This window comes from Enterococcus olivae (assembly GCF_053760925.1).
The window spans coordinates 18,590-39,091 of record NZ_JBSMVT010000014.1; the positions used below are offsets into that span (position 1 = coordinate 18,590).

Genomic DNA, 20,502 nt, shown 5'->3' on the forward strand with positions numbered 1-20,502 from the left:
TAATGAATAAAGAATAGATTTAGGAGGTTTTTTAGTGGCAGCAAAATATACGATCCCACATGAAGTGGCTTATTATGAATGTGATGTAAATGGAACGATGACCCTATCTTCAATGGTCGCTGTTGCGATTCGCGTGTCAGAGGAACAAAGTGAACAGCTGGGACGAGGAACGGAATTTGTGCATCAGTTTGGTTTGACCTGGATCATTACCAACTACCAGTTGTTTATTGAACGATTGCCAAAGGTGGGAGAAAAAATTCAAATCATGACGCAGGCAAAGGAATACAACAAGTATTTTTGTTATCGAACTTTTTGGATATTGACGGAAAAAGGAGAAGAGCTGGTTCGAATTGAGACGATCTTTGTCTTGATGAACATGGAGACGCGAAAAATGAGTAGTGTACCAGAAGAGATCACCACCCCTTACGAAAGTGAAAAAACCAAAAAAATCAAACGATTCCCTAAGATCGAGAAAATCGAAAATGGTCAACAATTGCCTTTCAGAGTACGTTTCTACGATATTGATGGAAACCAGCATGTGAACAATGCTGTCTATTTCAATTGGGTACTTGATGTACTAGGCTACGACTTTTTGACGCATCATGTTCCTAAATATATGCATATTCGTTTTGATAAAGAGGTCGAATATGGCAACGAGATAGAGAGTCATTTTGAAGTGATTTCAGAGACTTTTAAGACTCGTCACGAAATCAAAATCGGAGATCAAACCTATTGCGAAGCGAATATTGAATGGCAAGAAAAAGACTAAATAAAAAGCAAAAAACTTATGAAATTTGTGTTGCGAACATTGATTTCATAAGTTTTTTGGCGTTTTTGTGACTATTATGGTCACCTTAGGTAGTAGAATTGTTACTCTATACAACGACATCCTACGATCTTAAAGGTTAAGGCGAAATCATTATATAGAAATGAATAGCAATCAAACTAGCAAGGATTTGAAATAGGATTCCCATCGCATAAGTTTTGCTGAGGGCATTGTTCAATTTAAGTCCAATGATCCACAAGACTATACAGACGATTGGTCGAGCGAAGAAAAGCCAGTTGTTTTGGGCAGGACCAAAAAGCAACAGTCCCAAAAGGATTAAAGTAGCATAACTAAAAACAACAAAGGCACTAAGTGTATTGGCTAAAATAATGGTCAGTCGTGACGAGGAGGGCAGAGCAGCAAAATTCTTTTGAACAGGTTTGTACAAAGCTCCTAAAAGAATATTAGCCATAAAAATCAGCAAACATCCTGTTGTATAGAAATATCCGAATCTCTCGAAAGAATACTGAACTATCGAGACTGGATGCCAAGTAAGAAGGGCACAAAAAATACAATGAAAAATGAAGAGCAGCCGATGACGAGTGATCCATAATTTTTGACGATTGAATTTGTAGGTTAGAAAGATCGTACTACTGTAAAGAACAAACCATATTACAGGGGTTGGATGTTTTTGAAAAATAGAAAAGAGTAGAGCGATCATAAAACTGAGAATAGACAACCAAAGCATAAGGTTTAAGAACCATTTTCGTTGTGGAAACAGTGTTTGTGCCAAATCAGACCCGATTTTCTTTGGATCACCAAAAGTGGCCATCGTTTGTTGTGTTGCTTGTTCTTCAGATAGCCCTTTTTTGAGGTAAGTTGATTGTTTGTCTTGCAAATAGTCTGTTAACTCCAAATGAAGTTCCTTCAATTCATCGGGTGTCCCTTCGATAGCAGATAAAATCTGTTGGATATATGTTGGTATTGTCATTTTTGCTCACACTCCTTGTTCGATCAGTTGATTGAGTAAACGCCAGTCCTGTAGTTTTCTTTGATAGATTTCTTTCCCTTTAGGTGTGATCTGATAGTATTTACGACGGGCACCGACTTGCTCTTCTCCCCAATAGGACTGGATCCAGTTTCGTTTTTCCAATCTTTTCAAAAGAGAGTAGAGTGTTCCTTCACTGACAGAAAGTGTCTGGTGACTGTCGTGCAAAATATCTTTCAAAATTTTACCGCCATAAGTGTCATTAGATTGAATTCGAGATAAAATCAACAGTTCCAAGCTACCGCGAAGCATTTCTTTTTCCATAGGAGTTTCTCCGTTCTTTACTTACGTTTCGTTAAGTACATTGTATAACGAGGTATATAGCGTGTCAAGGCAAGAAAAAACTCCTTGTAAGTTATACAAAGAGTTTTTTTGTTCTTTAATTTTCCATAAAATGAATCAATTCTTCTCGAGAAAGGTGTCGATTTTGTGCGATCAACAACTTGATTCTGGCTTTCTGACTGTTGATGCTGTTACAAAAAATGACTCCCATTTTTTGTAGTTCTGAGCCGCCGCCCTGATAGTCGTAGACAGGTTCCGCGATCCCGTTGAAGCAACGAGAAACTAGAACGACAGGAATCTTTTTGTCGAGCATTTTTTGTAAAGGTGGCAGCGTTTCTGGTGGAAGATTACCGGCACCTAGTGCTTCAATAACCAGTCCGTCGATCTCTGTTTGAACCAATCCTTCAAACAATTCTCCATGCATACCGGCATAGGCTTTGACGATCGGGATCAATCCTTCGACCGTATCGACATCCCAATGTTGCGTTTCTAGCAATTCCTGCATGAAAAGAATGCGATGCTTGCTGATCAAGCCGATCGGCCCCAGTGTGGGTGTACGGAAAGTTGCTACATTGGTTGTATGTGTTTTTGTTACATAACGGGCAGAATGTATCTCGTCATTCATGACGACCATGACACCTTTTCCCTGTGATTTAGAAGCCGCCGCCACACGGATGGCACTTTCAAAGTTATAGAGACCGTCGCTACCTAATTCATTACTTGAACGCATCGCGCCTGTCAGAATGATCGGCAGTTGATTACCGATCGTCGTATCCAAAAAGAAGGCTGTTTCTTCCAAGGTATCGGTTCCATGTGTAATCACCACACTGTCAACTCCAGCCAGCTTTGCCAACTGGATACGCGTTTTGATTTGAAGCATATGTCTAGGTGTCACATGAGGACTTGGCAAATTGAAGATGTCTTCCACTAGGAGCTCGACATTCTCCGGGAGTGTGATCGTTGCATCCATCAGTGGATTAGCGACATCAGGACTGACTCCGCCTGTCAGTGCATCCTCTTTCATAGCAATGGTCCCGCCGGTGTGCAAGACAAGTATTTTTTTCATAGCAAAACCTCATTTCGTAAGAACTGCCACTCAAGTGTATCTTACTTTCTCGAAAAAAGGAACAAAAATTCCTCTGTCGAGAAGAGGGGGATTGCGCAATCTCTTTTTTCTCATTATAATTACTTTGTGTATAAAAAAGCGGGTGATAAAAATGATTCGGATCGGTTGTACAAGTTTTAAAGAACATACCTATTTGACTGGTAAAAAAGAGACATCTTTGTATGAATACGCCGGTTATTTTCCTTTAGTGGAAATGGATACTGGTTTTTATTTTATTCCTTCACGAGCCAATATTGAAGGATGGCTGAAGCAGGTGCCGGAAAACTTCCAATTCATTGTGAAAGTTCAAAAAGTATTTACCAAGCATCAAGAGTTGGAAGAAGGAGAATCATTAGTAGAACTTGCTGAACAGCTAAGAAACAATATGGCACCGATGATTCAGCAAAAGCGCTTGTTTTGTTTGTTGGCACAATTTCCGGCAACTTTTAAATGCACGCGAGAAAATGTTGATCATTTGCGAATGTTGAGCAAATTATTCAAGGGTCTACCAGTAGCAATTGAATTTCGTGACCGTAGCTGGTATGAATCAAAATTCCTTGAAGGAACTAGAACATTTATGAAGGATCATCAATTTTCACTAGTGATTGTGGATGAACCCAAAAAACTGTCAACGACTGTCCCTCTAGATCCATATGTGACGAATGAGGAGTTTACTTTCTTTCGTTTTCATGGAAGGAACGATGTCGGCTGGACGGCGACAGGTCCGGATGCCCAAAAAGTGCGGACCAACTATCGTTACGATGAGAAAGAATTACAAGAACTGCAGGTGGCAGTAGAAGCTGCTCGCTCGAAAACAAAGGAAATCGCTGTGATTTTCAATAACAACGCTGGCGGAGACGCCGCAGAAAATGCGATGCAATTTAAAAAGAACTTACAGCTCGATTTTGAAGACTTGAATCCAAGTCAAATAGAGTTGTTTTAATTAGGTAGGTGAATAGATGATAAAGGCAATCTTTTTTGATATTGATGGTACTCTGATTAGCTCTGGCGGTCGACCGCTGGCAAGCAGTAAACGAGCGATCAGACAAGCACAAAAGAAAGGGATTCTGTGTGGGGTCTCAACAGGTAGAGGCCCGGAAAGTGTTGAACGAATTGTACGTGAGCTTGATCTGGATATGTTCGTGACTTACAATGGACAGCTGGTCTATACGAAAAAAGAAACGATCTATGCCCGTCCATTTGAAAATGAAGTATTAGAAGAAATCATTCAATATGCCAATGAGCACTCACGTCAAATGATGCTTGGCGGACGTTCTCATATGGAAGGGAGCTTGACGATGCGTTTTGGACAATCAGGCTTTGTTCGAAAAATGATTCGATTCGTTCCCAAATGGTTTCCGATCCGGTGGATGAAGCTGACGCTACAACGCTACAGTCCCAATCGACGAACAGAACGATATTCCAATTTGGCTATCTTGAAAGAGCCTATTTATCAATGTGTCATGCTCAGTGGGGATTATGAGGCAGAAAAATTGAGCCAGGCCTTACCAAACTGTGATTTTCAACGTTCCAATCCCTACACGATCGATATTGTACCGAAAGGCGGATCGAAATTAAGAGGTATTCGCTTTTTCCTTGCTCACCAAGGGATTACGCTCTCTGAAACGATGGTCTTTGGCGATCATTTGAATGATATCGAAATGATCCAAGGCGTAGGAATCGGTGTAGCGATGGGCAATGGAATGAAAGAAACAAGAAAGGCAGCCGACTATGTGACAGCAAGCAATAATGATGATGGCATTGCAAAAGCGCTGTTGCACTTTCAGCTGATTGAAGAGGAAACTGAATGAAGCCCTACGAGATGACGGAAGAATTTCATCGGACGTTTGATCCGCGACGTCCTCAGGAACCAACGGCATTTTCTAAAGAAGATGGATCGAATCGAGCGAATTTCAAAGTAGAAGAGCTAGTAGAATTTTTATATGCAGTCAGCGAAGGGAACGCCGAAGTCTTTGAGGAACTGGTAACGAATCTGCATATAGCGGTAGACAAAGCCAAAGAAAAAACATTGAAAAAAGCACAAGTGGAAACCAATGATCCTTTAGTTGACCAAGTAGATGCACTGATTGATCTCTTATATTTTACCTATGGGTCCTTTTCTTTACTAGGTGTTGATCCAGAACCGATCATGGAGATCGTTCACCAGGCCAATATGGGCAAGCTGTTTCCAGATGGAAAGCCGCATTATGATCCAGTAACCAACAAAGTCTTAAAGCCGGCGAACTGGGCAGCAGATTTTGCACCAGAAGGAAAAATAAAGCAAGAAATCGAGCAACAAAAAACAGCATCACGTTCTCAGTAAAAGAGACGGGATGCTGTTTGTTTATTCAAAGAAGGTGTAGTACAGAGTACGGATCGCATCCTGCTCTCGATCTTTGTGGATCACGAACATGATGCTTACTTCGGAAGAGCCTTGGTTGATCATCTCAATATTGATTTTCTTTCGTGCCAAAGCAGCAGTACTTTCTGCCATACTTCCGACACGTTTTTTCATCCCTTCGCCAACAACGACCACCATTGTCAAGTCATGGGTGATACGAAGTTCATCTGGATCAATCTCGTAAGCGATCTTGCGCATTAGTTCTTCTTCCAATTCTGGATTGAGTTGGTTGGCACGCAAGATGATCGAGATATCATCGATCCCAGAAGGCATATGTTCGTAATTTAGACCAAAAGCTTTCAAGATTTCCAGAACGCGCAAGGTAAAGCCGACTTCACGATTCATTAAATATTTGCTGATATAGATCATGCTGAAGCCGCCATCACTGGCAATCCCAACCACGGGACTATCATGATTTTGACGTTCGGTAGTGATACGAGTTCCTGGATGCTGTGGATTATTGGTATTTTTGATTACAACTGGGATCTTCGCTCTAAAAGAAGGCATGAGAGCTTCTTCGTGAAAAACAGAAAATCCTGCATAAGCCAACTCGCGCATTTCACGATAAGTCACTTCAGTCATAGATTCAGGACAATGGATATATCCAGGGTGTGCCGCGAAAATACCATCAACATCGGTAAAATTCTCGTACAGGGAAGCTTTGACACCCGCTGCGACGATCGCACCAGAGATATCTGAACCGCCACGAGAAAAGGTGCAGACTTCGCCTTCTTCTGTGTAGCCAAAAAATCCTGGAATCACTAAAATTTCTTCGCTATTGCGCCATTGATAGATTGCTGTGTATGATTTTGGTAAGATACGTGCATTTTGGGGTTCATCTGTTACGATCAGACCCAATTCTTTAGGGTTGATATAACGCGCTTTTAGTCCTTCAGCTTGAAAAACTCCCGCAATGAGCTTGGCATTATTGTCTTCACCGCTTGCTAAAACCGTGTCATAAAAATGACGATTGTTTTCAATAGGCATATCTGTCAAACTTTGTAGATCTTTGTAGATTTGTTTTAAGATCGATTCGTCTACCTTAAAAGGAGCGCCGATCGCTTGATAACGGTTGTAAATGGTTTGGATGATACTGTCCGTTTCTTTGTTTTCCAAGCACGCATGGTACAGTTCAATCAGTAGATCTGTGACTTTGATATCTTCAGGATTTCTTTTACCAGGGGCTGAAACAACTACAAATCGACGAGCAGGATCTGCTTTGACGATGTTCAGTACTTTCCTCACTTGACCTGATGATGCAAGTGAACTCCCTCCAAATTTAGCTACTTTCATTCTAATTACTCCTAAGTTCATGTTTTTTATAGAATACATTTTCAATGAAAAGAAATCAAGTTTTTTCCGTCAAAACACAAGTGTTTGGGCAAATAATATATCTTTGTAGACGGTGATTTCAAAGGATTCATCCAAGGAAGAAAAAAAGTATAAAATTTTTAAGGGTTCTTAGTGATTGATTTTCGTCTTTATGCTATAATTTAACGTAGATGTCTTTTGACAAAAAGGAAACAGGTGTTTCTTATCATTATATATATACGCTGATTTAACGAACGATCGACGAATTGGCAAAAGTGGAACTTGGAAAATTGGAGGAACCTTAAATGGGAAGTAATGTATACATTGGAATAGTTATTGCCATTATCATTGTTGCGGCAGTTATCTATGGAGTTGGCTTTTTGATGCGAAGAAAGAATCAAGAAAGACTTACTTTGGTAGAGAAGAGGAAAGAAGACTTGTTCGATCTTCCTGTCATTGAAGAAGTAGATGAAGTCAAAAAAATGCATCTTGTAGGTCAAAGCCAAAATACTTTCAGAGAATGGAATCAAAAATGGACCGACATTTCAACCAGTTCGTTCGCAGAATTAGAAAGTCAGATTTTTGAAGTAGAAAATTTGAATGAAACCTTCCGATTCTTTAAAGCCAAAGCGGCTGTTGCAGAAGCAGAAGCAACGATGGATGAAATGGAACAGCAGGTTCAGGAGATTCGAGATGGACTAAAAGAACTACGTGAAAGTGAAGAAAGAAATTCACTTGAAGTTCAACAAGCTTTGGATGTCTATGAAGAACTAAAACAAAATCTTCGAGACAGTGGCGATGAATTCGGACCGGCCTATCCTGAGATTCAAAAACAAATCAGAAATATCGAGATTGAGTTTACGCAATTCGTTACATTAAATACTTCAGGAGATCCGGTGGAAGCTAGAGAAGTTCTGGAAACTGCTGAAAAGCATACCTATGAAGTAGATGATTTAATGAAACGAGTACCAACTGTGTTTGAAGAGTTGAACAAAACCTTCCCTGCACAGTTGAAAGAAATCGAAGAAGGCTATAAAAAATTAGTCAAAGAAGAGTATGTCTTCCCGGAAGAGAATTTCCAAGGAGAAATCAAACGTGTTTCTAGACGCGTGGAAAATTCATTGGAGGATCTTGCAAAAGCGGAAGTGGCAACTGTAGAAGTAGCCAATCGTGATACAGCCAGCGACATTGATGCGCTTTACAGTGTCATGGAACGTGAGATCGATGCTAGAAGATATGTAAATAAAAACCGTCAAACGATCGCAGACTATATCGAGCATGCAACAAGAAATAATCGTCAGTTGTTGATCGAACTGGATCATACTTCTCAGAGTTACACATTGAATCACAATGAATTGGGACGTGTACGTGGCTTCCAAACAGAGATCGAGGAAATTTCTCGTCGTCACGATAATTTCGTGCCACAAATGGAAAAACATGAGATTGCGTATTCAGAAGTACAAGGTTTTTATAAAGATGCTTACAAGATTCTTGATGATGTTGAAAACCAACAAATTGAGATTGACAATTCTTTACGCGAGTTGCGTAAAGGTGAGAAGGTCGCACAGGAAAAAATTGAGAGTTTTGAATTCAAATTACGCAATTTGAAACGTTACGTTGAGAAACAACGCTTACCTGGTTTGTCAGGTGAGTATTTAGAATTCTTCTTCATGGCAACTGACCGTATTGAAGAACTGGCTAAAGCCTTGAATAAGATTCGTATTAATATGGAAGAAGTCAACAAACTGGTAGCCATCTGTGAAGAAGATCTGGAAATGCTGGATGAACGCACAACAGACTTGGTAGATGCTGCAGCATTGACTGAACAAATGATGCAATATGCGAATCGCTATCGTCATTCACATCCAGATGTGAGAGCATCAATCGACCGCGCTCTGGAGTTATTTACGAAGGAATATCGTTACCAAGATGCTTTGGATGAGATCGGAACCGCTCTGGAACGAGTAGAACCAGGTGCTTTCAAACGAATTGAAGATTTTTATTTCAATAACCGTGATTTAGTTTGATTTTGAAACAGTATTTGCTCAAAAGGCAAATACTGTTTTTTCCTTTCAGCAACTGTTACTTGAAAGTAGAAAAACGAATCGTTATAATAGGAAAGAATTTGTTACGATTGATAGATACTTTTGAGTAGAACCGCTGCACTACACAACAAAGTCTGCTTTTGTCGACCGTGAGACCAGCTTGAGCCTAAAGTCTCAAGCCTGCCAAGCTTCAAACTGGGACTAATCGCTGAAGCGACCAGCCCCAGTAATTCACATTGACTCTTGGACACGGTGACGCCGCAGCCTTGTTGTTTCGCTTCGCTACGCATGAACACCTACTGTCTTCATCAAAAAAAATTATTCATGATTCATGATGAAAAGGTATCTTTTAGCGTAACGGAGAGAAGGACTTGCGCTGTCGCCGTGTCTAGAATTCAATGTGAATTAGTCTCAGTTACCGATTTGATTGGTTACTGAGACTTTGAAGCTTGAAAGTCGTGAGACTACAGGCTCACGACGGTTCCACGGCTGACCTGAAGCAAGATCTTCTCGTAGTGCAGCGTTTCTAAGAAAAATTGCGAATCTTGATAAGAATTTTAAAAAGTGAGGCAGATTTAGAATGATTTATTTTGACAACAGTGCGACGACACCTATTTTTCCACAAGCACTTGATACATATGTAAAGACCAGTCAGCGGATCATTGGTAATCCATCCAGTTTGCACGATTTGGGAAATCAGGCAAACCGTTTGCTGGAGCAAGCAAGAAAACAAATCGCGGATCAGCTAGGGGTTCAGTCCAAAGAGATTTATTTTACCAGTGGTGGAACGGAAGGTGATAACTGGATCTTAAAGGGAACCGCATTGGAAAAGAAAGAGTTTGGCAACCATCTCATTATTTCTAGTATTGAACATCCTGCAGTGACTGAAACTGCTGAACAATTACGGTCATTAGGTTTTGATGTTAGCGTTGCTCCAGTCACCGCAGAGGGATTTGTCGATGTTGAGGCGCTTGCTGGCTTGATTCGTAAAGAAACGATCCTTGTGTCAGTCATGGCTGTCAACAATGAGATCGGTTCGATTCAGCCAATCAAGGAGATCAGTGACCTATTGGAAAACTATCCAAAGATCCACTTTCATGTCGATGCTGTCCAAGCGATCACCAAAGTAGAGACGAATCAGTGGCTGACCTCCCGAGTAGATTTTGCTAGTTTTTCTGCCCATAAATTTCATGGTCCTAGAGGTGCAGGTTTTGTCTTTTGGCGAGACGGGCGTAAATTGGCACCGTTAATGAATGGTGGAGGACAGGAAAAAAATCATCGCAGCGGAACCGAGAATGTACCAGCAATCGTTTCAATGGCCCGAGCACTGCGCTTGTCTTTTGAACGCAAGGCAGAAAAGCCTGAGCATGTCCGTCTTTTAAAAAACTATTTACTAGACGCTTTAGAATCCTATGATAAAGTAACCCTGTTTTCGAAAATGGAAGAGTTTGCTCCTCATATTCTTTGTTTTTCATTGAAAGGTATTCGTGGAGAGGTCTTGGTTCATGCTTTAGAAGAAAAACAAATCTATACGTCAACTACCAGTGCTTGTTCCAGTAAAAAACAGGTGGAGTCAGGGACACTTCATGCAATGAATGTGCCGAGTCAACTGGCTACCTCTGCGATTCGCATCAGTTTAGATGAAAGCAATACAATGGCAGAGATCGAACAGTTTTTAATTGTGTTCCACCAGTTGTATCAAAAATTTGAAAAAATCAATTGAGACAATAATTACTCCCTAGCTCGCTTGGAAAAATCGGTGAGTTAGGGAGTTTATTTTTGAGGACTCTCGGCAATTTTCACAAGCTTATTTTTATGCTATAATACCCACTGTGTCAAAAAAGCAATCATTACTATTTAAATAAGTGATCAAAAGAAATAGGAGGCAGTAACTACTGTGAAATATACAGAAATTATGGTTCGTTACGGCGAGCTTTCAACAAAGGGAAAAAACCGCAATACTTTTATTACACGTTTAGCATCCAATGTGAAGAAGACTTTGACTGATTTCCCTCATGTCCGGGTTCATGCAGACCGAGATCGTATGCATTTACTACTGAATGGGGAAGACAGCGATGTGATCATTCCTAAATTACAAAAAGTTTTTGGTATTCAAAATTTTTCTCCCAGTATTCGCGTAGAAAAAGAGATAGATGTCATTAAGAAAACCGCACAGGAAATGATGCGTGAAGTGTATACAGGCAAGGAAACCTTCAAGATCACTGCCAAACGCAGTGACCATGACTTTATCCAAACCAGTGGGGAACTGAATCTGACCTTAGGCAATGCCGTTATTGACCTTTTCCCTGATATCAAAGCCAAAATGAAAAATCCCGATATCAATCTGCGTGTGGAGATTCGTAAAGATGGTGCTTTTCTGTCTCATACAACAATTCAAGGAGCAGGTGGATTGCCGGTAGGAACCGGAGGCAAAGGAATGCTGATGCTTTCTGGTGGGATCGATTCACCAGTAGCCGGTTATTTTGCGATGAAACGTGGGGTGGAAATCGAAGCTGTCCATTTTGCAAGCCCACCTTATACAAGTGAGCAAGCGTTGCAAAAAGCGAAAGACCTAACTGCAAAGTTAGCTCCTTATGTAGGTAGCATTCAATTTATTGAAGTACCTTTTACAGAAGTACAAGAAGAGATCAAAAAGAACATTCCTCAAGGATATTGGATGACGATCACTCGTCGCATGATGTTACGCTTGACTGATGCGATCCGTGAACAACGCAAAGGATTGATCATTTTGAATGGTGAATCGTTAGGTCAGGTTGCTTCACAAACATTGCAAAGCATGGTGGCAATCAATGAGGTCACGAATACGCCAATCATTCGTCCAGTGGCCACGATGGATAAATTGGAAATCATCGATGTAGCACAAAAAATCGACACCTTTGAATTAGCGATCCAGCCATTCGAAGACTGCTGTACGATTTTTGCACCGCCACAGCCTAAGACTCGTCCGCGATTGGATAAGGTTCATCATTATGAAGAACGTTTGGACATCGAAGGCATGATTGAGCGAGCAATGGCCGAGTTAAAAATGGAAGAAATCGTTTCAGAAACAGAACAGCAGACAGACGAATTTGCTGATTTCTTATAAAAATAAGAGAGTAAGAGTCCTTTTACGTACAATGACTCTTGCTTTTTTGTATTTTTTTCACAAACGCTTGCTAAACTCTAAGATGCGTGGTAAAATTTTATGTGAATATCTTAACAAAAAGGAGCTGAGAACGTGAAAGAATATAAAGAGAAAAAATTGCCTCGCGCTACCGCCAAAAGACTTCCTCTATACTTAAGAAATTTAAGAATATTAGAATCTACTGGCACGACGCGTATCAAGTCCAAAGATTTTTCTGTGATCACGCAAGTACCGGCTGCAACGATTCGCCGTGATTTCTCCTATCTTGGTGAACTGGGACGAAGCGGATACGGCTATGATGTACCTTTTTTGATCGATGTGTTTAGTGAAATTTTGGCTACGGATGATGAAAAGCGGATCGCACTCGTTGGATTCGGTAATTTAGGAAAAGCTTTGGCGAACAATAACTTCCGTCGTAACGAGAATCTTATCATTACATGTGTATTTGATAACAATCCGGAATTAATCGGGAAAAAAATTGACGGCTATCATATTTATGGGATGGACCAATTCAAAGAAATCATTGGAAAAAATGGTGTGACTGTAGCGATTTCTACGGTACCTAGCCAAAATGCACAGGAGGCAATCAATAATATCGTCGAGGCAGGAATCACAGCGATTTTGAACTTTGCCCCTGATCGAGTGATCGTTCCAAGACATGTGAACATGCGCTATATCGACTTAACGACAGAATTGCTGACCCTAATTTTCTTTGATCATCATTACCAAAAACGTCCACTAGTAATTTCCTCCTAAGCAGATATTTTTGTAAAAGATTCAGACTCCTTTATACTAAAAGGGTAATCAATATTAGTAGAGTGGAGTGGAAAATATGAACATTACACGTAAAGGTGAGGAAATGGAAGTACCTGGAACACAATTAAAGGTTGGCGACAAAGCAGCCGCGTTTGCCTTAAAAGATTTAAACGATCACACACATACTTTGGCAGATTTTGCTGGAAAACCAACGATTTTAAGTATTGTTCCAGACATTGATACACGTGTATGTGCGATTCAGACGAAGCGTTTCAACATTGAAGCAAGTAAAATCGAAGAAGTTAATTTTGCAACAATCTCAAACAACACCAAAGCAGAACAAGCAGCTTGGTGTGGCCAGGAAGGTGTAGATATGATCATGTTACATGATCCAGAAAATACATTTGGCGAAAGCTATAGCCTGGTAATTCCTGAAGTGAACCGTTATGCGCGTTCGATTTATGTTTTAGATGAGGCAGGCGTGATCCGTTACGAAGAGATCGTTCCAGAGATGGCTCATGAACCAAACTACGAAAAAGCAATCGAAGCAGCAAAAGCGTTAGTGTAAGTTGACTTTCAAAAAGCTTCATTGTAGAATGATTCCAGACGAAGAACAAGAAGAGTAGCTGATCGTCTGCTTATCTAGAGAGAAAATCATTTGGTGAAAGATTTTCAGCAGTCATTAGTGAAGGTAGCTTGGGAGTTTTTGATTTGAAAGCACAGTAGAATCAAACGAGTGGTGACCGTTAATTCACTTTTGAGAGGTAGAGACAAATCTCTACAATTTAGGTGGTACCGCGTAGATTACGTCCTAAGATGCATCCTGCATCTTAGGACTTTTTTTTGTTATTGGGTACCTTTGTCCACAGGAGGGTGAAAAATATGTCAATGAAATTTGCGAAACGCGTCTCAGATATTCAGTCATCTGAAGTGCGAGAATTACTAAAACTAACTGAACAACCAGATTTTATTTCATTTGCAGGTGGACTTCCTGCACCGGAGCTTTTCCCCGTGGATGAGATTTTGAAGGTCAATGAGCTTCTTTTAAAAGAAGACGGTGAAGCGGCGCTACAATATAGTACGACAGAAGGTCATGAACCATTACGGGAATGGATCGCAGAGCGGATGAATCAGCGATTACAAACGAATTTTGACAAAGATAATATTCTAATCACTAGTGGTTCACAGCAGGCGATCGATCTGACAGGAAAGATTTTTCTTGATGAAGGAGACATTGTCTTTTGTGAGAGTCCGACCTATTTAGCAGCCTTGAATGCTTTCAAAGCATATGGCTGTCAATTCGTAGAGATCGCTACTGATGAAGACGGGATGATCATGGAGGACTTGGAGGCTAAAATCCAGGAGTATCCACAAGTCAAGCTGATCTATGTGATCCCTGAGTTTCAAAATCCAACAGGCTTGAGTTGGAATCTTTCACGACGTCAGAAATTAGCAGAGCTTTCAGGTAAGTATCAGATTCCAGTCTTGGAGGACAATCCTTATGGAGAGTTGCGTTTTGAAGGAGAAGCTTTACCTTCAATCCGCCATTTTGATCAAGCAGGAACGATTCTTTGTACAGGAACCTTCTCGAAGATTTTTTGTCCTGGCTACCGCATTGGTTGGTTGGCGGGTGAAAAGGAGCTGCTTCAAAAATACACGATCATGAAGCAGGGAACGGATCTGCACAGCAATACCAAAGCGCAAAGAGAGATCGCCGTGTATTTACAGCAGTACGACATCGATGCTCATATCACAAAAATTCTAGCTCTTTACCGGAAACGCCGAGATACTATGCTACAAAAAATGAAGGAAACCTTTCCGAAAGAAGTCAGCTACACACATCCAGAGGGTGGTCTGTTCATTTGGGTCACTTTGCCGGAAGCAATCGATGCAACGCAGATTTTACAAGAATGTTTACAAGAAAAAGTAGCTTTTGTTAGTGGCGAGACCTTTTATGCAACGAGTAAAAAACGCAATACCTTCCGATTGAATTTCTCTAGTATGCCGGAAGATAGAATCGAGACCGGTATTGAGAAATTAGGACAAGTATTAGTGAAACATATACAAAACTAGGAGGCAAAGAAATGTCAGACAACAATTTATCGACAAAATATCAGCCGCAGGAAGTGGAAGCCGGTCGCTATCAAAGCTGGCTAGATCAAGACCTTTTCAAACCAAGTGGTGACAAAGAGGCAAAACCTTATTCGATCGTGATTCCACCACCTAATGTAACAGGCAAACTGCACTTAGGACATGCTTGGGACACGACACTACAAGACATGATCATTCGTCAAAAACGTATGCAGGGCTTTGATACCTTGTGGTTGCCAGGAATGGACCATGCTGGGATCGCGACCCAGGCAAAGGTAGAAGAAAAATTGCGTGAGCAAGGAATTTCCCGCTATGATTTAGGACGCGAAAAATTTATTGATCAAGTGTGGGATTGGAAAGAAGAATATGCTGGACATATCCGCGAGCAATGGGCCAAGCTAGGCTTGTCTCTGGATTATAGTCGAGAACGCTTCACCTTAGATGATGGTTTGTCAGATGCCGTACGCAAAGTCTTTGTGACTTTGTATGAAAAAGGCTTGATTTATCGAGGTGAATATATCATCAACTGGGATCCACAAGCACGGACAGCTTTATCCGATATCGAAGTAATCCACAAGGACGTAGAAGGTGCTTTTTATCATATGACCTATCCGCTAGCTGATGGATCAGGTGCAGTTGAAATCGCAACGACTCGTCCTGAAACGATGCTGGGAGATACGGCGGTAGCAGTGCATCCTGATGATGAACGTTATCAACACTTGATTGGCAAAACAGTGATTCTGCCGTTAATGGACAAAGAGATTCCTGTAATCGCGGATGACTATGTTGAAATGGATTTTGGAACAGGGGTTGTAAAAATTACGCCGGCGCATGATCCGAATGACTTTGAAGTCGGTAACCGTCATGAGCTCCCTCGCGTCAACGTGATGAACGAGGATGGAACAATGAATGATCTTGCTGGTAAATATGCTGGAATGGATCGGTTTGCAGCTCGCAAACAAATCGTCAAAGATTTAGAAGAATTAGGCCGTTTAGTTAAGATCGAAAAAATGGTCCACAGTGTCGGACATTCAGAAAGAACCGGTGTGGTTGTTGAACCACGTTTGTCGACTCAATGGTTTGTAAAAATGCAACCTTTGGCAGAAGAAGCGATTCAAAATCAAGAAACGGATGACGCAGTGGAATTTTATCCGCCACGTTTCAATCAAACCTTCCTACGTTGGATGGAAAACGTTCATGATTGGGTGATTTCTCGTCAATTATGGTGGGGACATCAAATCCCTGCTTGGTACCACAAAGAAACAGGTGAAATGTATGTCGGAATGGATGCACCTGCAGATAGTGAAAACTGGCAACAAGATGAAGATGTTTTGGACACTTGGTTCAGTTCAGCTTTATGGCCGTTTTCAACTATGGGTTGGCCAGATGAAGAGGCTGCTGACTTCCAACGTTATTTCCCAACCAATACCTTAGTGACTGGTTACGACATTATCTTTTTCTGGGTAAGTCGGATGATTTTCCAAAGTTTGGAATTTACTGATCAACGTCCATTTAACAATGTGTTGATTCACGGTTTGATACGTGCGGAAGACGGCCGTAAGATGAGTAAATCTTTGGGTAACGGAATTGATCCAATGGAAGTGATCGATCAGTACGGTGCTGATGCCTTACGTTGGTTCTTGTCCAATGGTTCTGCACCAGGACAAGACATGCGTTTCAGCTATGAAAAAATGGATGCAGCTTGGAACTTTATCAATAAAATTTGGAATGCCTCACGTTTTGTATTGATGAACGTAGAAGGCATGACCGTAGCAGACATTGATTTTTCTGGTGAAAAATCAGTTGCCGACCGTTGGATCTTGACTCGTTTGAACGAAACGATTGAAAAAGTGACTGATTTATTTGATCGCTTTGAATTTGGTGAAGCTGGCCGTCAATTGTACAATTTCATCTGGGATGATTTCTGTGACTGGTATATTGAAATGAGTAAAGAAACGCTTTATGGTGAAAATGAAGCAGCCAAACAAGTCAATAAGAGTGTGCTGGTTTATACGCTGGATCAAATTTTACGTTTGTTACATCCAATCATGCCATTTGTGACAGAAGAAATCTGGAACAAGATACCGCATGAAGGAGACTCATTGGTGACCGCGGCTTATCCAACGGTCCAACCAGAATTGACCGATGAAACGGCGGCTAAAGGAATGGAAGTACTGAAAGAATTGATTCGTTCGGTTCGTAATATCCGTTCAGAGGTGAATACACCGTTGTCCAAACCGATCACTCTGTTGATCCAAACAAGTGATGAAGCGATTGATACCTTCTTGAAAGCCAACAAAAACTATATTGACCGCTTCTGTAATCCAGAGGAATTAGTGATTGATAGTAGCTTGGAAGCGCCTGAATTGGCGATGTCAGCCGTTTTAACAGGTGCAACGATCTATCTGCCATTAGCTGGTCTGATCAATATCGAAGAAGAGATCGCTCGTTTAGAAAAAGAGTTGGATAAATGGAACAAAGAAGTCAAACGTGTTCAAGGCAAATTGTCTAACGAACGTTTTGTGTCAAATGCTCCGGAAGAAGTCGTGGCACAAGAACGTGAAAAAGAAGCCGATTACCTTGAGAAACACAAAGCAGTGGAAGAGCGAATTGCTCAACTGCGTACGATTTAATATAAAAAATAAAGAGTGGGATGCTTGATATTCCACTCTTTTTTCAAAGGAGAGCCTATGGAATTTAGAAATGCAGTGAGAGAAGATGTCCCTTTGATTTTAGCTTTTATCAAAGAATTGGCGGCATATGAAAAAATGACGAAGGATGTCACAGCAACAGAAGCTTTGTTGGAACGGACCTTGTTTGATGAGAAACATGCAGAAGTCTTTTTTGCACTTGTAGATGGGCAAGAAGTCGGTTTTGCGCTGTTTTTCCATAATTTTTCAACTTTTTTAGGAAAACCTGGCTTGTATTTAGAAGATCTTTACATCCAACCGAAATTTCGTGGTCAAGGTATTGGAAAAGCAATGTTCAAAAAGCTGGCCCAGCTGGCTGTTACACGCAATTGTGGACGTATGGAGTGGAGCTGTTTGAACTGGAATCAACCAAGCATTGATTTTTATTTGTCTTTAGAAGCACAGCCGATGGATGAGTGGATGGTTTACCGCTTAACAGAGGAAGCATTGACCAAACTTGCTGAATAAAAATAGAGAGAGCGTTACCAAAATTTGGTATACTAATAATTGAGGTGGAAAATTGTGGCATTAACGATTGAAGAAGCAATCGATTGGATACACAGTCGTTTGCATTTTGGTTCAAGACCTGGTCTGGACCGAGTAGAGGCTCTTTTAGCACGTCTAGATCATCCGGAAAACAAGGTTCCTGTCATTCATATTGCTGGAACAAACGGGAAAGGCTCCACGGTCAGTTATTTGCAGGCAATGCTCCAGGAAGCTGGAGTGACAGTAGGGACCTTCACTTCCCCTTACATTGAAAGCTTTAATGAGCGGATCGCTGTCAACGGACGACCAATCGCTGACGAGGCTTTGATCAATTTAGTTGAAAGAGTCCAACCCCTCGTTGCTCAAATGGATCAGGAGGAAGCCATTGCAGGAATTACTGAGTTTGAACTGCTGACAGCCTTGGGCTTGCTTTACTTTTTAGAAGTATCTGTGGATGTTGCTGTGGTCGAAGTTGGTTTGGGTGGTTTGCTGGATAGTACCAATGTGGTATCGCCCAGGCTGACAGCGATCACGACGATTGGCATGGATCATACGGATATTTTAGGCGAAACGATCGAAGAGATCGCTGCTCAAAAAGCCGGGATCTTGAAAAAAGGGATTCCTGCCGTCCTTGGTAATATCTCAGACGATGCCTTAGCAGTGATCGATCAGATTGCCAACCAGCAGCAGGTCAAAGCTGCGCATTTCGATCAGGAATATGAAGTACATTATCGGCATCCAGACAGTCAGTGGGGAGAAGTTTTTGATTTCTATAATGAAGTAGGAAAAATTCCAGAGTTAGTGACACCACTTTTAGGCAAGCATCAAATAGAGAATGCCGGTGTAGCGATTCAGCTTTTCTATGAGTACTGTCAGTTAGTCAAACTTCCTTTTAAAGAAAAAAGTGTACGTGAAGGCTTGAAAAAAACGCTTTGGCCTGCTCGGATGGAAAGGGTCAGTCAAGAGCCTTTGGTGGTATTGGATGGGGCCCACAATGAACATGCCATTCAACGACTAACTGAAAATTTGAAAAAAGAATTTAGTGACTATCGGATCCGTATTTTGTTTTCGGCGCTGGAGACGAAAGATATCTCAAGTATGCTGTCACAGCTTTTGGCACTTCCAAATGCGGAGATCTATTTGACGAGCTTTGATTATCCAAAAGCACTTCAGCTGGAAAACAATTACCAGCAATTGAATGAGCAGAGGATCACAGTCGTGTCGCTTTGGCCTTTTGGTTTGGTTGAGCTGTTGGAGCAAGCTGACAGCGACGATCTGATTTTAGTTACAGGTTCTTTGTATTTTGTTTCTGAAGTACGGAAACTGATCAAAAAAATGTAAGTAGAAAAAAGGAGGACACAATGAATAATTTACAAGGTGTGATATTTGATATGGACGGCTTGATCTTTGACACCGAGCCTTTGTATTATCGGTCAACAAAAGAAATTGCCGACGAGCTCTCGATCGCTTACGACATGGATGTATATAGAGACTTCATCGGTGTCGGTGATGAAGTGACCTGGGCGACCTATCACGAAATGTATGATGCCCTTCATGGAGTGGAGGTAGTCGATGAGTTTATTAAACGATCCTATGCCTACGCGGTGGAGTTATTTGAAGCAGGAGTGGTTGATTTAAAACCAGGGATCAGAGAATTATTGGCTTATTTAGACAGTAAGAATATTTCTCGCGTACTAGCATCCAGCAACAATCGTCAAATCATTGATTCGTTGTTAGAAAAAAATGATCTGAAGCATGAGTTCAAAGAAATCGTTTCTCGTGAAGACGTGAAATTGGCCAAGCCAGACCCAGAGATTTTTGTCAAAGCCTCTCGCTTTTTTGAAGCACCTAAAGAACAGCTACTCGTCCTAGAGGATTCTGAGCATGGCGTGATTGCAGCGCATCGTGCGGGGATCGAGGTAATCATGATCCCAGATTTATTGGAAGCAACCGCTGAGTTGAAGGCCAAAGCATTGGCAGTGTTGGATTCTTTGCATGATGTACCAGCATTTTTAGAAAAATAAAAGAATGATCGAAACGATTGCTACGCACTTAGCCAGCAATCGTTTTTTTCTGTTTACTGAATACTTAGGTCAAACTGACTGGAAATTTTATCACAAATAAAAAGTCGAGCGTAAAAACGCTCGACTCTTTGTTTGTTTTTATGCTTTAACAACGTTAGTCGCTTGTGGACCACGATCTGATTCTTCAACATCAAATGTTACAGCTTGACCTTCTTCTAAAGTCTTAAAGCCGTCACTTTGGATTGCTGAGAAGTGTACAAATACGTCACTTCCGTCTTCACGAGAGATAAAACCAAACCCTTTTTCTGCGTTAAACCATTTTACTGTTCCTTGTTCCATTTTTCGTAACCTC

General features: G+C 41.1%; 19 protein-coding genes and 1 other annotated feature. Of the genes, 14 read left to right on the forward strand and 5 right to left on the reverse strand.

The features are described from left to right. Nucleotides 1-34: 34 nt before the first annotated feature. Complete coding sequence (locus tag ACWODM_RS09885; protein ID WP_455321217.1) at nt 35-769, forward strand: acyl-ACP thioesterase domain-containing protein; 735 nt, start codon at nt 35-37, stop codon at nt 767-769. 136 nt (nt 770-905) lie between these two features. Here the strand turns inward: ACWODM_RS09885 and ACWODM_RS09890 are convergent, their stop codons facing one another. The 3 genes from ACWODM_RS09890 to ACWODM_RS09900 form a co-directional block, all read right to left on the reverse strand. Further along, a complete protein-coding gene (locus ACWODM_RS09890) occupies nt 906-1,757 on the reverse strand; it encodes a permease prefix domain 1-containing protein (RefSeq protein ID WP_455321218.1) in 852 nt (283 codons plus the stop codon). Between the two features lie 6 nt (nt 1,758-1,763). Then, nucleotides 1,764-2,078, reverse strand: a complete 315-nt coding sequence (locus ACWODM_RS09895; protein WP_455321219.1) for a PadR family transcriptional regulator — start codon at nt 2,076-2,078, stop codon at nt 1,764-1,766. Nucleotides 2,079-2,193: 115 nt separating this feature from the next. Beyond that, nucleotides 2,194-3,162 (reverse strand): asparaginase, encoded by a 969-nt coding sequence (locus ACWODM_RS09900; protein WP_455321220.1) that lies wholly within the window; start codon nt 3,160-3,162, stop codon nt 2,194-2,196. Nucleotides 3,163-3,313: 151 nt separating this feature from the next. Here ACWODM_RS09900 and ACWODM_RS09905 point away from each other — a divergent pair, with 151 nt between their 5' ends. Genes ACWODM_RS09905 through ACWODM_RS09915 form a run of 3 tightly spaced genes read left to right on the forward strand, consistent with a single transcriptional unit; the run spans nt 3,314 to nt 5,524 of the window. Further along, nucleotides 3,314-4,144, forward strand: coding sequence for a DUF72 domain-containing protein (locus ACWODM_RS09905; RefSeq protein WP_455321221.1), 831 nt, complete (start codon nt 3,314-3,316; stop codon nt 4,142-4,144). A 16-nt stretch (nt 4,145-4,160) separates the two neighbouring features. Continuing rightward, the gene (locus ACWODM_RS09910) at nt 4,161-5,012 is read left to right on the forward strand and encodes a Cof-type HAD-IIB family hydrolase (RefSeq protein ID WP_455321222.1); all 852 of its coding nucleotides are present in this window, start codon (nt 4,161-4,163) and stop codon (nt 5,010-5,012) included. Then, nucleotides 5,009-5,524, forward strand: a complete 516-nt coding sequence (locus ACWODM_RS09915) for a pyrophosphohydrolase domain-containing protein (RefSeq protein ID WP_455321223.1) — start codon at nt 5,009-5,011, stop codon at nt 5,522-5,524. The genes ACWODM_RS09910 and ACWODM_RS09915 overlap by 4 nt, the downstream gene beginning before the upstream one ends. Nucleotides 5,525-5,545: 21 nt before the next feature. Here ACWODM_RS09915 and ACWODM_RS09920 read toward each other — a convergent pair whose 3' ends face one another. After that, nucleotides 5,546-6,895, reverse strand: coding sequence for an aspartate kinase (locus tag ACWODM_RS09920; RefSeq protein WP_455321224.1), 1,350 nt, complete (start codon nt 6,893-6,895; stop codon nt 5,546-5,548). 323 nt (nt 6,896-7,218) lie between these two features. On the opposite strand from ACWODM_RS09920, the gene ezrA reads away from it, so the two are divergent. From ezrA to ACWODM_RS09970, 10 genes are all read left to right on the forward strand, one after another. Continuing rightward, entirely contained in the window at nt 7,219-8,940 is a 1,722-nt protein-coding gene (gene ezrA / locus ACWODM_RS09925) for a septation ring formation regulator EzrA (protein ID WP_455321225.1), read from the forward strand. Between the two features lie 598 nt (nt 8,941-9,538). Next, on the forward strand, nt 9,539-10,681 hold the full coding sequence (locus ACWODM_RS09930; RefSeq protein ID WP_455321226.1) for a cysteine desulfurase family protein: 1,143 nt from the start codon (nt 9,539-9,541) through the stop codon (nt 10,679-10,681). A 174-nt stretch (nt 10,682-10,855) separates the two neighbouring features. Continuing rightward, nucleotides 10,856-12,064 (forward strand): tRNA uracil 4-sulfurtransferase ThiI, encoded by a 1,209-nt coding sequence (gene thiI, locus ACWODM_RS09935; RefSeq protein WP_455321227.1) that lies wholly within the window; start codon nt 10,856-10,858, stop codon nt 12,062-12,064. Between the two features lie 132 nt (nt 12,065-12,196). Next, entirely contained in the window at nt 12,197-12,859 is a 663-nt protein-coding gene (locus ACWODM_RS09940; RefSeq protein WP_455321228.1) for a redox-sensing transcriptional repressor Rex, read from the forward strand. Between the two features lie 76 nt (nt 12,860-12,935). Further along, a complete protein-coding gene (gene tpx / locus ACWODM_RS09945; RefSeq protein WP_455321229.1) occupies nt 12,936-13,427 on the forward strand; it encodes a thiol peroxidase in 492 nt (163 codons plus the stop codon). A 32-nt stretch (nt 13,428-13,459) separates the two neighbouring features. Continuing rightward, nucleotides 13,460-13,676, forward strand: a binding site (T-box leader). 65 nt (nt 13,677-13,741) lie between these two features. Next, nucleotides 13,742-14,932, forward strand: coding sequence for an aminotransferase-like domain-containing protein (locus tag ACWODM_RS09950; protein WP_455321230.1), 1,191 nt, complete (start codon nt 13,742-13,744; stop codon nt 14,930-14,932). A gap of 11 nt (nt 14,933-14,943) precedes the next feature. Then, nucleotides 14,944-17,583 carry a valine--tRNA ligase gene (locus ACWODM_RS09955; protein ID WP_455321231.1) on the forward strand — a complete coding sequence of 880 codons (2,640 nt, stop codon included), beginning with the start codon at nt 14,944-14,946 and terminating at the stop codon, nt 17,581-17,583. 57 nt (nt 17,584-17,640) lie between these two features. Next, complete coding sequence (locus ACWODM_RS09960; protein ID WP_455321232.1) at nt 17,641-18,108, forward strand: N-acetyltransferase family protein; 468 nt, start codon at nt 17,641-17,643, stop codon at nt 18,106-18,108. Nucleotides 18,109-18,162: 54 nt separating this feature from the next. Continuing rightward, a complete protein-coding gene (locus tag ACWODM_RS09965; RefSeq protein ID WP_455321233.1) occupies nt 18,163-19,467 on the forward strand; it encodes a bifunctional folylpolyglutamate synthase/dihydrofolate synthase in 1,305 nt (434 codons plus the stop codon). A 20-nt stretch (nt 19,468-19,487) separates the two neighbouring features. Continuing rightward, nucleotides 19,488-20,150: an HAD family hydrolase gene (locus ACWODM_RS09970; RefSeq protein WP_455321234.1), complete on the forward strand. Its 663-nt coding sequence runs from the start codon at nt 19,488-19,490 to the stop codon at nt 20,148-20,150. Nucleotides 20,151-20,288: 138 nt separating this feature from the next. Here ACWODM_RS09970 and ACWODM_RS09975 read toward each other — a convergent pair whose 3' ends face one another. Then, entirely contained in the window at nt 20,289-20,489 is a 201-nt protein-coding gene (locus tag ACWODM_RS09975; RefSeq protein ID WP_455321235.1) for a cold-shock protein, read from the reverse strand. Between the last annotated feature and the right edge of the window lie 13 nt (nt 20,490-20,502).

Coding starts and splice junctions, on each gene's coding strand:
- ACWODM_RS09930 (WP_455321226.1), top strand. CDS start 9,539: ATGATTTATTTTGACAACAGTGCGACGACACCTATTTTTCCACAAGCA.
- tpx (WP_455321229.1), top strand. CDS start 12,936: ATGAACATTACACGTAAAGGTGAGGAAATGGAAGTACCTGGAACACAA.
- ACWODM_RS09970 (WP_455321234.1), top strand. CDS start 19,488: ATGAATAATTTACAAGGTGTGATATTTGATATGGACGGCTTGATCTTT.
- ACWODM_RS09905 (WP_455321221.1), top strand. CDS start 3,314: ATGATTCGGATCGGTTGTACAAGTTTTAAAGAACATACCTATTTGACT.
- ACWODM_RS09910 (WP_455321222.1), top strand. CDS start 4,161: ATGATAAAGGCAATCTTTTTTGATATTGATGGTACTCTGATTAGCTCT.
- ACWODM_RS09975 (WP_455321235.1), bottom strand. CDS start 20,489: ATGGAACAAGGAACAGTAAAATGGTTTAACGCAGAAAAAGGGTTTGGT.
- ACWODM_RS09960 (WP_455321232.1), top strand. CDS start 17,641: ATGGAATTTAGAAATGCAGTGAGAGAAGATGTCCCTTTGATTTTAGCT.
- ACWODM_RS09920 (WP_455321224.1), bottom strand. CDS start 6,895: ATGAAAGTAGCTAAATTTGGAGGGAGTTCACTTGCATCATCAGGTCAA.
- ACWODM_RS09915 (WP_455321223.1), top strand. CDS start 5,009: ATGAAGCCCTACGAGATGACGGAAGAATTTCATCGGACGTTTGATCCG.
- ACWODM_RS09895 (WP_455321219.1), bottom strand. CDS start 2,078: ATGGAAAAAGAAATGCTTCGCGGTAGCTTGGAACTGTTGATTTTATCT.
- ezrA (WP_455321225.1), top strand. CDS start 7,219: ATGGGAAGTAATGTATACATTGGAATAGTTATTGCCATTATCATTGTT.
- ACWODM_RS09890 (WP_455321218.1), bottom strand. CDS start 1,757: ATGACAATACCAACATATATCCAACAGATTTTATCTGCTATCGAAGGG.
- ACWODM_RS09950 (WP_455321230.1), top strand. CDS start 13,742: ATGTCAATGAAATTTGCGAAACGCGTCTCAGATATTCAGTCATCTGAA.
- ACWODM_RS09955 (WP_455321231.1), top strand. CDS start 14,944: ATGTCAGACAACAATTTATCGACAAAATATCAGCCGCAGGAAGTGGAA.
- ACWODM_RS09900 (WP_455321220.1), bottom strand. CDS start 3,162: ATGAAAAAAATACTTGTCTTGCACACCGGCGGGACCATTGCTATGAAA.